Below are 14,678 nucleotides of genomic sequence, written 5' to 3'. Positions count from 1 at the left end.
TGGGTTCCCAAATTGCTTATTTTATGTTGTTGCTTTGATTGAAAGTAGGAGCGCAGGAGCGCAAAGCAATGCGCTCACGTAGTAAATAATAGTTGTGGTCGAATCGAGCGCTAGGGCAAACTGCTGCGGTAGCGCTGCAATTCCGATCGCACCAGAGCCACTTCGGCGCGCAGCTCGTCAATAGTCGCTTGCAAATCAGCAGGATGGATGTCTTGAATGGTGGTGGTGCTTGCAGTGCCAGTTCTGTTCTGCATCGCCTCATCCGAAGCTCTATTTGCCCGTTCCACAACTCGATCTGTGAACTGTCGCAAGCGTTCTCTTTGTTCTGCGTCAAATTTGCCGAGTTCAGAGAAAGCGTTGGTTGCTGCGCTTTCTAATTGCTCGTACAGTGCTTCGGCAAGTGCTCTGCCTACAAAAAAAGCATGAACTGGGGGTTTACTCATAAAAAATCTCTGTGCGCTTCCGCAACAAATTATAACTTGCTTGTCCCCGATGATGCTTGCTCCCAAAGGAAGGAAGTTTGGGGGAATTGACTCTCCCACCCCTTTGTCGGGGATGGGATTGTTGAGAGTTAGAACAGTCTAAGGCGCCACGGCTTAGCACAAAAGCCTCGCTTACACTGGCTCAAATTCGAGGTTGGGGTTGCTTTGTACCAAAATGTTTGCAGCTTGGCAGTATTAATACGCGACATCACACCACCTCAGCGCCGCGCACATATTCTAACATAATTTAAATCAAAATAGAAAACCGTCCTGCATTTTTTTGCGGGCATTTGGATTGCAGAGGAAATAGGAAATATTCGATAAACTCAGACGGCGACTGTTGGGATTTTCAGATTCGAGCGAAGTTTTTGGAAGATAGTCGTTGGCTAGGTTGGGCCTTATTATCTCAACTACTGAGCGGATATTTGCTGACTCATAAAACCAAGTATTTGTCCCCACTTTGAACCAACAAAAACCATACTAATTTGTCGCAGGTTCGGGAAAAGGCATCGTGGGATCTGCTACAGGGGGTGGTGAATCAGGTGCGATCGAACTATCTGAATTGTTGCCACTGCCGCTCGGTATCGCAGGCTCAGGCGATCGCTCGATGGGCGAGGCTATTACTGGCGGCGCGGATTCCGACGGCGGCAAGGTTTCAGCGCTAGCACTCTCAGGGGCAGGCGGGGCGGGCGCGGCGGGCGGTTCTGCAGGCAGGGGCGCAACTTCTGGTACTGGTGCGGCTTCTGGTTGGGGCTCAGGCTCGATTTCGGTTTGAGGCTCTGGAATGGGGGACTCAGAAGGCTCCTCTGCGGGTTCGGGCGTCGGCGATGGCTCAGGTTCCGGTTCGGGTTCTGGGGCGGGAGTTTCCTGGCTTGGAGACTCAGAAGGTTGTGCGCTCGTTTCTGAGGGATCGTCGATCTGTTCGGGAATGTTGGTGCTGTCTAAGGAGGGTTTGGGGAGCTTGTTGAGTTCGATCGGGTAGAGAGGGCTGCTTTCGACAGACGGCTGCCCGAACATCGGCCCTGACAAATCGCGGGATTTGAGCAAATCTTCCAGAGATGGGAAGGATTCAATTTTGGGACGATTGCTGAGACTGGTGCTGTTGTAGTGCCATGCTAGGTCAAAACCCATCCAGCCTGCAATTGCAGCCGTTACGAGAAACGCCAGAAAAGTCAACTGCGGGGGGGGAGGTGCGGGCAATCTTAGACTTTGCTTGCCTTTTCTTTTTACTGATACTCGCTCTGTTTCTTGCAGCATGGTGAGCCAATTTTCCACTGTCTGAGGGCGGTTGTGGGGGTCGATTTCGAGTCCCTGAAGGATGGCTCGCTCGATTCTTGGGCTGAGGTTGGGCTGAAATTGCCGTAACTCAGTCAAGGGAATGCGATCGCGCAGGGGTGCTGCTACGGGCGCCACGCCGGAGAGTAAGTAGTAGAGGGTGGCTGCGATCGCGTAGATGTCAGTGGCCGGTGTACATTTACCGTCATAGAGGTATTGTTCGAGCGGCGCGTACCCGGGGGAGAGCAAGTTAGTGTGGGTTTGTTTGGTGCCGGCGGTAAAGCCGCGGGCAATTCCGAAATCTATTAACATTACTACGTGAGAATCGGCTCGCCGGATAATATTTTCTGGATTGATATTTCCGTGCAGCAATCCGCTGTGGTGCACTGTACTTACGGCTGAGGCTATTTGCCGAATATAGTGAAGGGCCTGGGCTTCTGACAGCGGCTGATCGGTTTCGACTATTTGGGCGAGAGTTTGGCCCGGAATGTAGTCCATTGCAATAAAAGACTGTCCGGCTTCTTCAAAAAAGTCGATTACCCTGACTATGTTGAAATGCTGACACCGCGATCGCCGTTGGGCTTCGGCAATAAACTGCTGTTGAAATTGGGCAGATTCTGGGTGTTGGCGCAGACTTTCGTTGAGGGTTTTGAGTACGACGGTTTGGTTTAAATGGGTGTGGATAGCTCGGTAAGTGATGCCGAACCCTCCTATCCCTAAAGTCGCGTTAATTTTGTATTTGCCCTGTTGCAGGACTGTTGCTGGCGCTAAGTTCATCTTCAGTTGATGCCGTTTCCCAAACTATGCTACCGCCTTTGGGTTATTTCGCAGAGTTAGGGGTGAGGTTCGATCGGCGCCCTAGTTTGAGCTTTAGCTCTGCTATAGCAATCCTATATGATTTGTGATAATTTACCATAACTATGAAGCTTGACGAAATAAAATATCTGATAATCGGTAACTAACTTAAATATATATTTGACGAGAGCAAATGTCTGATACAGATGATAGCACTCCCTAATCAATTGTTTAGCTTGTAACCAAATATCTTCAATTGAATGCTGAGTCGGAGCGTAGGAGTGCGAAGCTCAAAGAAGTGATTTTCCAATCTGATTCATCTTGCATCATTATTCACCCATGACAAAAACTCTTTAACCTAGAAAAGAAGAATGATATTTAGCGCCATCCCCCATTAATGCTATCCGCTTGTCGTTACATTGACTCATCACATACTTTAAATATTGACGGGGTGACAACCCCGTCAACTATCAGGTGCTTTTCACTTAATTGAACCTCATAACATCGGAAAGTGCTGTAAATCTTTTTTGCGAATGTTTTCTCCCCAGACCCCAGAGATGATTGACCGGATCGTAGCAGTTGCCCTTAATTTGATGAATCCGAACCATTTAAGACATTGGTTCACTCATTGCTGCTAATGTACCTCATAGCATCGCAAACTGCTGTAAATTGTGCAGAATTACCGCTCGACTAAAAACACAATTCCCAATTCCCCAATTTCATCGCATTTCAGGAACTCTCACAGTCTCTGTAGGCGGCATCATGGCTTCTTTAGCATTCAACTTTTGATTCAACTCACGAATCCGGCGCGACAGCAAGCGAATAATATTCACAGCAATTCCCGGCGTTTCATCAATCGCATCGTATAGCTGCATTTGAGTCAGCATCAAACACTCGGATTGTTCGAGAGTAGAAATAGAAGCCGAGCGAGGTTCTGCGTCAAAAAGCGACATTTCCCCGAAACAAGCCCCCGCTTTCAACTGTGCTAAATCCCGATCGCCTATATGCACCCGCACCGTTCCCGATACCAAAATATAGAGAGACCGACCTTCTTGTCCTTCCGTAAAAATCCTGTGCTTGGAAGGAAACGAAAGTTCATCCATTACCGATGCTAGACGCACGAGAAAATCATCCCGTAGTTCCTTAAAAATCGGAACCTCCCTCACAAACAATAGGCGTTCGACGCTGGTTAACATAATGAGATGCAATGATTAATTTAAACTTAAAAAAGGGAAGAAGAAGGGAAATAAAAATTGTTGACGGTTGACGGTTAACTGTTGACTGACAATAATAACTGCCAACTGACAACTGACTAATGTTACCTTTTTCCCCCAGCACCGAACTCTGCCATCATCTCTTCAACTTGAGCGGATACCAAATTATCGGGGTCATTTTGCAGCCTGGGCAACAATTCGACCAAAGCCCGCGGCGAGGCTATTTTCAAATAGGCTAACACTGCTTCGCGGACAAAACCCGTCGGGTGCTGCAGACAGACGAGAGTTTGTTGAGCCGTAAGACTCCAGCGCGCTTCTCTCGCCAAGTGAAAGCAGCAGGCCAAGGCCCAATCCGAAAGGAAGTGGCGCAATTCTAGCAAGCGGCGCAAACGATCGCTAGGGGCTAGAGGTTTGTAAACCATCAATTCCGAGAGGTTGCTCAATTTTTCTCTTTGCGAGTTTTGGTCTAACAAATTGATGAGCGATCGCTTCCTAGCTATATCCACAGTATTATCGAGAATTTCCAATCCCCTAGCAACCAAAGAAGGTTGGCCGGAAGCGATGTTGAAAGCAGCGGCTTGTACCGTGTCCAGCGGATAAAGAAACTTCATCAGCAAAAAACACCTATCCCTAGCATCAGCTTCCAACCCCGCCAGAGCCCGCTGCAACAATTGAGCCGTATCGTTCCCAGGTGCCCCGGTGCTGTTGGCATCCCGCTCGGAGAAATTGCCGTAGGTTGTTACCCCAGACAAATCTACCAGACCTGCATAAATTTGACCGATAAACATTAACTCCTGTTCGATGAGAGTTTCCAAGCCGCTGCGGCCGATGCGGTCTAGAACCCCTTCTATCCCCGCTTCCGAAGGCATTTTCAACAGGATGCGGAGGATGTTGCGCCTGGTAGTTCCCCAGGTCGTCATCAAATTGCTGACCAAAATGTCGATCGCCTCCGGAGTCCCTATTTGACCCAGAGCCGTCCAAGCTTGCAACCTGACCAAATCCGACTTGTGGATGTCCTCAGCCAAATACACGAGCAAAGGAATGGCGTCGTTGTGAAGTTTGACTATAGCCTGCAAAGCCGCTTCCCTAGTCGATTTGTAACCGAGTCCGCGCAGCAGCGAAGGATAATATTCTTCCGAATGAGTAGACGAAATCACGTCTAACAGAGCACAGCGCACTCGCAGAGATTCATCTTGCAACAGATTGGGGATGTGCAGCCGCAGTCCTTGCAAATAATCAGCTTCTCCCAGAGCCCGCGTCCCCATAACACGTTCCCGCTCTTGCTTGTGTGTCAGCATTTGGCGCAGCGTGTTAGTAGCCTCTGCCTTTTGCTGGCGATCGCCCCTTCTCATAATTAAAGCAGCCGCCGTACCCCGCACCACCGGATCGACCGTCGGCTGCAAGTAAGGCCGCAAGCTCTCAATATTCGGTTCAGCTTCCGTCAGCCAGATGTAGCGCAAAGCCAAGGCCAGAACCTCCGGCGGCAAGGATTGCTGCGAGAGTGCGCGGACAGATTCTAAATATGCGGGGTTCGGGTGTTGCAGCATCGTTTCCAAGCTCTGGCGCTGCAAACCAGGGGACAGCGAATCGAGGAGGGGAGCCAGAACTTCTCCGACATTTTTGGGGTCAATTTGCGTCAGGAGTTCTATGCAAGAGCGCTTTTCATCTTCGCCCCCCGGCTTTTGTAGAGTTTCCACCACTGCGCGCTTGAGAGCTTTGAGGTCAACGTCTGTGACGCCCAAGCGCCCCCGCTCCGCACTTTTGACCAACAAACCCACGTATTGAGAGCGGATCAGCCATACGACAAACACCCACAACAGTGCCAATATTACGATCGCGCCAATAAATATCAAACTTTGCTGGTCGTGAAATACATTTTCGTCTTGCTGGGGGAGTATCTTGCCTGTCACCCACAGCATAATCAGGATGCCTACTCCTGTAGCTCCGCAGGACAAAGGTTCGCCCACACCGTTGACCAAAGTTTGAATTCCCGATCGAATATTGTCGGGAATCGGTTGAAATAAAACCGGGCTAACGGTTTCCAAAAGCGTGTAGTGAAGCAGTTCGTCTAAAAATCTCAGCAATATTAGCCCGATAAACACAGATACTAGCTGGCCCAGAGATGCTCCTATGGTCAGCACCCCGAGTATAGCGATGCCCGCCGGCAAAATCATCGCCGTCACGAATACACCGATTCTTTCCACCAACCGGCTCGAAGCGAACCACTGAGTCGCCACTTGAAACAGGCCTTGTATGCCTTCATAAATGCCCAGGAAGCTAGCGATCCAACTAGCTCCGTCCCCCGGGTTTTGGTATTCTAACTGGCTGTAGAATTGGAAATCTACCAGCACGTAGACGACTTCTGCGAGGATGAAAAAACTGACTAGAGGTACAGCGTATTTTTGGAGCGGGCCTGTAACTTTGCGGGCGGTAAATTCTTCTTGGTCGTCGTCTTCGTCGTCATCTGTCCAGTGAGCCGTTTCCGGGAATGCTTGGCTGTATTTTTCCGTGAGGTAGTAGAGCAACACCGAGCCTGTCGCCACCATCAACCCCGATATGAGGGTAACGTTTTTGAGTCCGACTACGTACAGCAAAACAGGCAGAGAAAATCCGCTGACTACTCCAGCTACTAGATAGCCGCTACTGACTAGCGGATAGGTACGCTTGATTTCTCTAATATTAAACAGTTGGTTGGAAGTGATAGAAGTATTAAGGTCGTTGAGGACATAACAAGCTTCTACCCACAGCCACATCAAAAAAATAGTAATAAAAGCGATGCTGACGCCAGCTATCTTAGTATTTTCGTAGCCGATGCCGAATCGAAACAAAAATAGCGGTATCGACATCATTGCCAGAACAACCACTACGGTGCGCCTTAGCGGCAGGATTTTTTGCAGCCACGAGTAGACAAATCCCAAGCCAGAACCGATAAACGCGCTGGCTATGTAGATCCAGGGCATTTTGTCTGCACCAAATTCATCTAGAAAAAGACCTACTGTGCTGAGTTCCAGCCAGATCAGACCGACGGAGGTTAGAGTGTAGACGAGGAACATCAGTATGGTTCGCTCTACTTCTTCCGATCGCAGGTTGAGCGATCGCAGCACTCCTTGTCTTACTCCCGCCGAACCGCTGATTTGAAAATTTTCCATGCAGCCTTGATTTTCCTGTGTGGTAGCTTATTCCTGACTGACTAACTTCGGAAGTCATCAGCTATCAGTCACCAGTTTATGACTGATGACTGCTTACTAATGACTATCTATTTATACTTTCTTGGGCGACAGCAGCATCATCATACTGCGTCCTTCTTTTTTCGGGGCTTGCTGCACTTCTGCGATTTCCTGCAAATCTGTGGCCATGCGCTTGAGCAAGTCCTCTGCGAGGTTGCTGTGTTGGATTTCCCGACCTCTGAACATGATCGTGGCTTTTACTTTGTCCCCAGATTTGATAAAGCGGTCTGCTAGTTTGAGGCGCACTTGGTAGTCGTGTTCTTCAATTTTGTAGCGCATCTTCACTTCTTTAACATCGGCAGTGTGCTGCTTCCGCTTTGCTTCTCGCGCTTTCTTTTCCTGCTCGAATTTGTACTTCCCATAGTCCATTACCCGGCATACGGGCGGGTCAGCTTTGTCGCTGACAAGTACGAGATCGAGTTCTTTTTCTTCTGCGAGGCGCAGCGCTTCTGCAGGCGTCAATATCCCTAGTTGCGCGCCGTCGGTATCGATTACCCGGATTTTGGGGTATCGAATATTTTCGTTGATCTGGGGTAGGTTGCGATTTTGTCTTCTTTCAATCACAGGCATGAATGGTTTTACAAGCAGTAGTTTAATAGCGAAGCTTCTTGATAGTTACAGGTTTGATCGGTCAATATTTCACTTGGACGATCGAACTGTTTTATAAGGTGTTACCCTTACCGGACGTACTACCGCGCCCTGTCTCCCCTCCGCTAAAGCCTTGGGGAATATTTGGACGATCGTAAATGAATTCTTACAATACTTGCTATTCTACTCAGTCTGGCTGAGTTTCTGCCTAGTTTTATTTTAACTTCACACACGATCGCCTGCCCCCTTGCCCGATTGATGACAAAACCGTCAAAAATTCAGGGTAAAAGCTTAAGGATGAGGTACAACCGCTTTTCCTAGCCCATCTCGCCCGGTCTGGCAAGTCCCCCAAGTCGCCTGATTTGCCTTGTAGAATAGGTATAAGCAAGTGTAAATTTATGTTGCGAGCTGAGGCAAAATTGACAAATTCTCTGCTGTGGCACCAACGGGTGGGAACTCAACGAGACTGGATGTGGCGGGGTTGGCAAACTCGCTACACTTATTTGCGGCCGACTTTGGGGCGAAATCAAGGCGCGCTCAAATCTCAAGATTCTGGGGCCCAGGCAATTGCCCCGCACGCATCGGGAACGCCGATTATTTTACTGCACGGGTTTGGAGCTTCGATCGGTCACTGGCGACAAAATCTCGCCCAACTCGCCGAAAACCAAACGGTTTACGCCTTGGATTTGTTAGGGTTTGGCGCTTCCCAAAAAGCTCCGGTCAACTACTCTGTGTCTTTGTGGGTCGATCAAGTTTATGATTTTTGGCTAACTTTTATCAGAGAGCCAGTAATATTGGCAGGAAACTCGATCGGCTCGCTGATTTGTCTGGCCGTGGCCGCGGCTCACCCGGACATGGTGGCCGGCACGGTGATGGTTAGCCTCCCAGACCCCTCTGTGCGAGCCGAAGCGGTGCCCGGATGGCTGCTTCCGGGGATCGAAGCTGTTGAAAGTTTGTTTGTTTCTCCGATCGTACTCAGGCCTTTGTTTTATTTTGCCAGCAAGCCTTCCTTTGTCCGTCGCTGGGTTGGCTTTGCCTACTCCAACCCCGAAGCTGTTACCGACGAATTAGTCGAAATTCTAGCAGGGCCAGCAGGCGATCGGGGAGCAGCCCGGGCCTTCTGCGCTTTATTTAAAGCTGTAGGCAGTTCAAAATTTTGCCCCAGTGTCAAGATTGTGATGCGAAATTTAACAATTCCCATGCTGTTAATTTGGGGCAAACAAGACCGGATGATTCCCCCTCGGTTCGCCCGACCCCACCAATTTGTCGAATGCAATCCCAATTATGTAGAGCTAGTTGAATTAGATAATGCGGGCCACTGTCCCCAGGATGAATGCCCGGAACAAGTAAATCAAGCAATTTTGAACTGGATGAGCCGGAATTTTGCACCTATGGGCGAGAGCCAATTGCAGCACTGTTGATTAGACATGGGGCCGTGGATTACTAAGGGAAAAAAATCACTTACGGGTATCGATGCCGCTCAAAAATAAATTTGCTAGAACTCGATCGCACCCGGTGGTATGGTATAGCAGATGTGGAAGGCTATAGCGACGAAGCTGACTGGGTAAAAAGAAGTCCGAGGGAAGGCCCAATCGACCGCTTAGGTTTCAGATATTAAGAACGTCCTAACCGTCAGGGCTGTTGCTATATTACAAAACTTCCCTATCTTGAGAGTCAGTCGATTTGAGGTTCGATACTGACTCCCCAGGGGCTATCTAGAGGCTTGAACTAACCTAAACCACTTGTTTGCTGTGGGCGAATCCTGCCGGAAATTAAGTCTCCGTCTTTCTGTGATGTCATGTATCTACTGTTATTGATTGCCCTTTTTTTAGAAGGTCAGAGATTGACACAATCACCAAGATAGTGTATCTTCTCTAACTGGTAGTACACATCCAAGTTATGCAGTTAGTCGAAAGGCAAGTCATTAAACCAAATCACAGGTTTTACCCAGAAGCCGATCGATTGTCTTTGCTGTCCAAAAAACTTTACAACTGCGATAACTATATCATCTACGGTCAAAACTTTTTCTCAGGTCAACAAACCAATGCTCTGGCTGTCGATCGTGCACTCAAAAACAGTCTAAAGGACAAAGCATTGCCAGCCCAAGTAACACACAAAACTCTCCCGTTACTGCTGAAAACATGGACTAGCTATCATAGTGTCAAATTGGCGGGCGCGATCGCGATCGCCCCACTAAGTTTCAAGCAGCACCGAAAATCCCTGAGTAAAAAATTCAGAAAAAAAGAGAGCAGGGGCGATATGGAGTTGTATTTAACTGTGAATCTGTTAGCAAATAATTAGCAAAAAAGATTTTTCCAAAGAATATGTCAGTTTGTCTGGGACTAACATTTGGTGGCTTTGAAAAGTTACCTAAATCTTGGAAATCCGGATTGTTCCCGAGGTAAGTTGTTAAGTTATTGAGGTAGTTTAGGAAAAGTTAGAACAAAACGCAAGTGTAAAGCGGATTATAACCCTTGCCGTAACGAGCTTCGCCAACATTAAAGAGCTATGAAACCCCTCCCTGGAAGAACGGTAAAATTCTACCTTCTAACTTGTACCTTCTAACTTCAAGAAGCACCTTGTTTCTTGCTCCTAAAAATAAATACCTTCCCTTGTGCCCACAATCTTTCAGTCTGCTTATAACCGATCGCCCCCAAGTATACGGGAAAGTTCAAAAATGCCGGGATCTGGCATTTTGGAGCCTGTTAACGCATAAAAAAGTAAATTTAGCCAACAACTGACGGCCCCCGTGCCCCCGGTCTGCTGGCGGCTAACTGCTGAAAGCCGATCGGGCAAGCAGCGCCCTTCCAGCTTTTGGCAGTAACGCAAACGAGGAAAAAACTGTCGTGAAATTCCACTGGCTACTACCGAGTTTCTTAAGTGTATTTTTGCTCGCCGGAGCCGCCGAAGCAGCTAGACTGCAATCTTGGCGGTTTGATGCTTCAGAGAACCGGCTTTACATTACAACAGACGGGGGAGTACAACCCAAGGCTCAACTGATTTTCAACCCGATGCGGTTGGTAATCGACTTGCCGGGGACGAGTCTGGGTCGTCCCTCGGTCAGCAAACCGCTCTCAGGGGCGATCGAATCGGTGCGGGTAGGGCAGTTTGACAACGATACGACCAGAATTGTGGTCGAGATCAAAGACGGGTTTACTATAGACCCTCAGCAAGTAAAATTCCGGGGGATTTCTCCGACCGAGTGGACAGTGGATTTGCCAACGCCGGTGCCGGGAGAAACTCAAAATCCGATTTCAGAGCCAGGGGGAGAAAGGTTATCGGTTGAATCTTCAGCATCCCAAGCCCAGTCGGGCGAGGCGACTGTAGTTCAGAACGTTCAGGTGACGGCGGACGGTTTTTTAGTCCGAACTGCGGGCGGTCGCCCCCAAATTAATTTTCAACAAAGTCGGGCTGGGGACATCGCCACCCTCGATATTGAAGGAGCTAGTTTAGCTGCGGGCCTAAGCAGCCAACAGCCTCAAACGAACGGTCAGCACGGGGTTGACCAGATTGAAGTCCGGCAACTGCCAACAGACCCGCCCGTTACCCGCGTGACTTTGCGGATGAAGAATTCTAATACTCAGTGGCGGGCATCTGTGAGCAATTTGGGCGGGGTTGTGCTATTGCCTGGAAGTGTAGTACGACAGCCCTCGGTTTCCCGCCGCCTGACTGTAGATCCTCGGGCTAGACAAGCTCAAGGAAATTTAGCGAGAGTTCAGTCAATTGATTTAGCCAGTAACGGCACGCAACTGGTGGTGAGAACTGACCGCCAAGTCTCCTATACCAGCGGGTGGGACCAGGGGTCGAGAGCTTACTGGATTAGGATCGCCTCTAGTTCCCTGGCGGGGGAAATTCCTCAGCTCGATGCCAACAGTCCTGTATCGTTTACTGCCAGCCAAGAAGATGCGGAGACTGTGGTGATTTGGGTGCAGCCGCGATCGGGGGTAGAGGTAGGCAGGGTGACGAGACCGAACCCGCAGTTGCTGTCTTTGCAGTTGCGATCGAATGCTAGCGCGCAGCAGCCTTTGACTCGCACTCCGAATTGGCAGCCTTTGCCGAGAAGGACTTTCGGAAACGACGATTTGCCCCAAGCTTCTAACCGCCGCGCCGTAGTAGCGATCGATCCTGGTCACGGTGGCCGCGATCCGGGGGCAGTCGGGATTCAGGGCATTCAGGAGAAGGAGATTGTTTTGGATATCTCGTTTCAGGTGGCGAGGCTGCTGGAACAGCAGGGCGTGCAGGTGGTGATGACTCGGACTGACGACAGCGAAATCGACCTGGAACCGAGAGTTTCTTTGGCGGAACGGGTGAATGCTACTTTGTTTGTCAGCATTCACGCTAATGCGATTAATATGAGTCGGCCGGATATTAGCGGGATTGAGACTTATTATTTCAATAACGGCCAAGATTTGGCCAGGGTGATTCACGCCAGTATTTTGGAGGGTACAGGGGCGACTGACCGCCGAGTGCGGCAGGCGAGATTTTACGTTTTGAGGAAGACTTCTATGCCTTCTGTTTTGCTGGAGGTAGGTTTTGTGACGGGTGCTGAAGATGCTGCTAGGCTTTCTGACCCAGCTTACCGCAGTCAAATGGCGGCTTCGATCGCTCGCGGCATTTTAGTTTATCTTCAACAAAGATAATATATTGCCGGAGGGATTGGTAATTGGTAATTGGTAATTCGGCATTGGTAATGGGTAATTGGTAATTGGTAATTTTTCCTGATGACTGATGACTGATGACTGAGGGCTGATGGCTGGTGCCTGCTGACTATTGACAACCGACTATTGACAATTAACAAATGACAACAGACTCTGGACAACAAAGAATCGGTATTTTTGACAGCGGCGTGGGCGGTTTGACTGTTTTGACCCAGTTGTACCGACAATTGCCTAACGAATCGATACTTTATTTTGGAGATACGGCGAGGCTGCCTTACGGCACTCGCACGCCGTCAGAAATTGTGGAGTTTGTCCGCGAAATTATGGCCTGGTTGGTGGAACAGGATGTGAAAATGGTCATTATGGCCTGCAACACCAGTTCTGCTTTGGCGATGGAGATGGTGCAGGCTGAGTTTGATATCCCTGTGCTGGGAGTAATTCTGCCGGGGGCGCAGGCTGCGGTGCAGCAAGGCAAGCGGATCGGGGTCATCGCAACTCCTGCTACGGCTGCTAGCAATGCTTATCGAAATGCGATTTTGGAGATGGACGATTCTTGCCTGGTGTGGCAGGTTAGCTGTCCGGCTTTTGTGCCGCTGGTGGAGCAAAACCGGATTCACGACCCTTATACTTGTGAGGTGGCTCGGGAATATTTGGCTCCTTTGATTCAGCAGCGCATCGATACGCTGATTTACGGCTGCACTCATTATCCGCTGTTGGCTCCTGTGCTGCGCTCGCTTTTGCCTGCTGGGGTGACATTGATCGATCCTGCGGTACGGGTGGTGGCTGCTGCAGCCAGAGAATTGGAGCTTTTAGGGCTGCGGAATCCTGGTACTGCGCTACCGACTCGTTTTTGCGTGAGCGGCCCCCCGCAGCAGTTTGCGGAGTTGTCGGTGCAGTGGCTCGGTTGTACTCCTGCTGTTGAGAAAATATCCCTGCCGACAGTTGTACGATCGCCCGTATCGCTGGAATCTGGCGAATAAGCCGGAAAATTTATAGGTTAATCTAACCCCCCAAAACTCAGGTAAAGCTGGATCTGGGGGGTTTAATTATTGCGATGTAACCTAGCAATTACACATCAATAGGTAATATTATTGAACAAAAGCTTTGATGAACAATGCAAATAATGTCCTATACGTGCTGGATCTCTTCAGCCTTGAACCATGTCACCCTATGTATCACAAGCAGTTTTACTTGTAGACGGCTATAACATAATTGGACTTTGGCCTCGACTCCGAGAGAAGCGCGATCGCGACGAACTCGAAACAGCTCGCCGCGAGTTAATAGAGGTTTTAGTTAACTACAGCGCTGTTCAAGATTTTGAGGCTCGACTGGTGTTTGACGCGCACTATCGAGATACTCCCGGCGTTAAAGAAATTATTACTAAAAATTTATCGGTGCACTACACTGACTTCGGTCAGACAGCAGATACTTATATTGAAAAATCTTGTGCTAGTTTGCGCTACGAGTTGCGATCGGTCAAGGGCAAAGGCCGCATGATTGTCGCCACATCAGACCGAGCGCAGCAGTTGACCGTAGTCGGCTACGGTGCCGAATGGATGTCCGCCGAACAACTAGCGGCTGACGTAGAATCCACCGCCCGCCGCAGCGAGCGCCAGCACAAATCCCGCAAACACAATTCCAGTCGCTTTCTCGCCAATTCCCTCGATCCAGAATCCCAGCAGCGCCTCGCCAAGTTGAGAATGGGGCTGCATTAGCTGCTGAAACCCGCTCGCTGTCTGACAAAAAAAAAGTTTGTCAAAGGCCTTGCCAAATCGAGTAAGTTCAGCTATTGTTAGTAATTGTGGGTAACAAAAACCCCCAATCCTCGGTAGCTCAGTGGCAGAGCGGTCGGCTGTAATGAATGCAAGCCTTTGGAATCAACCAAAAGCTCCAGTGACATAGCAGCTCTATCCGGTAACGGGTACTGAAAAATCGGGTGAATTCAAGGAAACCGCAGCACTTCGGGTGGCGGCAATCTTGAGCCAAGTCTGGCGAAAGGCAGCGGTTGCGATCGCAAGTAGCCAGGAAGGTGCAGAGACTAGAGATGAGGAGCCTAACCAATAAATCTCATAGCGCCCGACATCCGACGACAGATCACAAACATGATTTGTAGGGATGATGAAATAGTCCGCGCCCTTCGGAAACGTTGGGATAAGTGTAACCGATTGGTCGTAGGTTCAAATCCTACCCGGGGAGTTAGTAAAAGTCTGAAGTTGGAATTTTCCAGCTTCAGATTTTTTGTTTTTATTTGTTGAACCATTTGTGTATTGTGACTCAAGATGCAGACTTTACGGAAAGAAGTTGGCTGTATAGTTCTCCACCGAAAGTAGTGTGGTTAAGATGTGGAAACGCACCCACCAATTAACCCTCTTTTGTCACTCTCGTGGTAGTATAAGCAGTGACACACCCCAAAAGCATTGCCAGTCCTATGGTAGACCC

The 14,678-nt window shown here is 49.3% G+C and carries 11 protein-coding genes; 6 read left to right on the top strand and 5 right to left on the bottom strand.

Going from position 1 to position 14,678, the window contains the following annotated elements; translation table 11 throughout:
- Positions 1–110: 110 nt before the first annotated feature.
- From QUA71_RS19055 to infC, 5 genes are all read right to left on the bottom strand, one after another.
- On the bottom strand, positions 111–443 hold the full coding sequence (locus QUA71_RS19055) for a DUF6825 family protein (protein ID WP_333215412.1): 333 nt from the start codon (positions 441–443) through the stop codon (positions 111–113).
- Positions 444–962: 519 nt separating this feature from the next.
- The gene (locus tag QUA71_RS19050) at positions 963–2,534 is read right to left on the bottom strand and encodes a serine/threonine-protein kinase (RefSeq protein WP_333287341.1); all 1,572 of its coding nucleotides are present in this window, start codon (positions 2,532–2,534) and stop codon (positions 963–965) included.
- Between the two features lie 737 nt (positions 2,535–3,271).
- Positions 3,272–3,748 carry a Crp/Fnr family transcriptional regulator gene (locus QUA71_RS19045; RefSeq protein ID WP_190660410.1) on the bottom strand — a complete coding sequence of 159 codons (477 nt, stop codon included), beginning with the start codon at positions 3,746–3,748 and terminating at the stop codon, positions 3,272–3,274.
- 122 nt (positions 3,749–3,870) lie between these two features.
- Positions 3,871–6,915, bottom strand: a complete 3,045-nt coding sequence (locus QUA71_RS19040) for a HEAT repeat domain-containing protein (protein ID WP_333287340.1) — start codon at positions 6,913–6,915, stop codon at positions 3,871–3,873.
- Positions 6,916–7,026: 111 nt separating this feature from the next.
- A complete protein-coding gene (gene infC, locus QUA71_RS19035) occupies positions 7,027–7,563 on the bottom strand; it encodes a translation initiation factor IF-3 (RefSeq protein WP_006635262.1) in 537 nt (178 codons plus the stop codon).
- 416 nt (positions 7,564–7,979) lie between these two features.
- On the opposite strand from infC, the gene QUA71_RS19030 reads away from it, so the two are divergent.
- The 6 genes from QUA71_RS19030 (at position 7,980) to QUA71_RS19005 (ending at position 14,604) form a co-directional block, all read left to right on the top strand.
- A complete protein-coding gene (locus QUA71_RS19030) occupies positions 7,980–9,002 on the top strand; it encodes an alpha/beta fold hydrolase (protein ID WP_333287338.1) in 1,023 nt (340 codons plus the stop codon).
- Positions 9,003–9,480: 478 nt separating this feature from the next.
- Complete coding sequence (locus QUA71_RS19025) at positions 9,481–9,882, top strand: hypothetical protein (protein WP_333287336.1); 402 nt, start codon at positions 9,481–9,483, stop codon at positions 9,880–9,882.
- Positions 9,883–10,427: 545 nt separating this feature from the next.
- Positions 10,428–12,221 (top strand): N-acetylmuramoyl-L-alanine amidase, encoded by a 1,794-nt coding sequence (locus QUA71_RS19020; protein ID WP_333287334.1) that lies wholly within the window; start codon positions 10,428–10,430, stop codon positions 12,219–12,221.
- Between the two features lie 158 nt (positions 12,222–12,379).
- Positions 12,380–13,219, top strand: coding sequence for a glutamate racemase (gene murI, locus QUA71_RS19015; RefSeq protein WP_190660417.1), 840 nt, complete (start codon positions 12,380–12,382; stop codon positions 13,217–13,219).
- Between the two features lie 180 nt (positions 13,220–13,399).
- Positions 13,400–13,954 carry an NYN domain-containing protein gene (locus QUA71_RS19010; protein ID WP_242722119.1) on the top strand — a complete coding sequence of 185 codons (555 nt, stop codon included), beginning with the start codon at positions 13,400–13,402 and terminating at the stop codon, positions 13,952–13,954.
- 533 nt (positions 13,955–14,487) lie between these two features.
- Positions 14,488–14,604, top strand: coding sequence for a DUF5615 family PIN-like protein (locus QUA71_RS19005; protein WP_333287332.1), 117 nt, complete (start codon positions 14,488–14,490; stop codon positions 14,602–14,604).
- Positions 14,605–14,678: the final 74 nt, after the last annotated feature.

The sequence above is a fragment of the Microcoleus sp. MON1_C5 genome, assembly GCF_036701875.1.
Lineage (GTDB): Bacteria > Cyanobacteriota > Cyanobacteriia > Cyanobacteriales > Microcoleaceae > Microcoleus.
This window is presented reverse-complemented; position numbering and strand designations above follow the sequence as displayed.

Bases quoted from the DNA above. Each gene is read 5' to 3' on its own strand.
- QUA71_RS19045 (WP_190660410.1), bottom strand. From the start codon at position 3,748: ATGTTAACCAGCGTCGAACGCCTATTGTTTGTGAGGGAGGTTCCGATT.
- QUA71_RS19055 (WP_333215412.1), bottom strand. From the start codon at position 443: ATGAGTAAACCCCCAGTTCATGCTTTTTTTGTAGGCAGAGCACTTGCC.
- QUA71_RS19010 (WP_242722119.1), top strand. From the start codon at position 13,400: ATGTCACCCTATGTATCACAAGCAGTTTTACTTGTAGACGGCTATAAC.
- QUA71_RS19025 (WP_333287336.1), top strand. From the start codon at position 9,481: ATGCAGTTAGTCGAAAGGCAAGTCATTAAACCAAATCACAGGTTTTAC.
- murI (WP_190660417.1), top strand. From the start codon at position 12,380: ATGACAACAGACTCTGGACAACAAAGAATCGGTATTTTTGACAGCGGC.
- QUA71_RS19050 (WP_333287341.1), bottom strand. From the start codon at position 2,534: ATGAACTTAGCGCCAGCAACAGTCCTGCAACAGGGCAAATACAAAATT.
- QUA71_RS19030 (WP_333287338.1), top strand. From the start codon at position 7,980: ATGTTGCGAGCTGAGGCAAAATTGACAAATTCTCTGCTGTGGCACCAA.
- QUA71_RS19040 (WP_333287340.1), bottom strand. From the start codon at position 6,915: ATGGAAAATTTTCAAATCAGCGGTTCGGCGGGAGTAAGACAAGGAGTG.
- infC (WP_006635262.1), bottom strand. From the start codon at position 7,563: ATGCCTGTGATTGAAAGAAGACAAAATCGCAACCTACCCCAGATCAAC.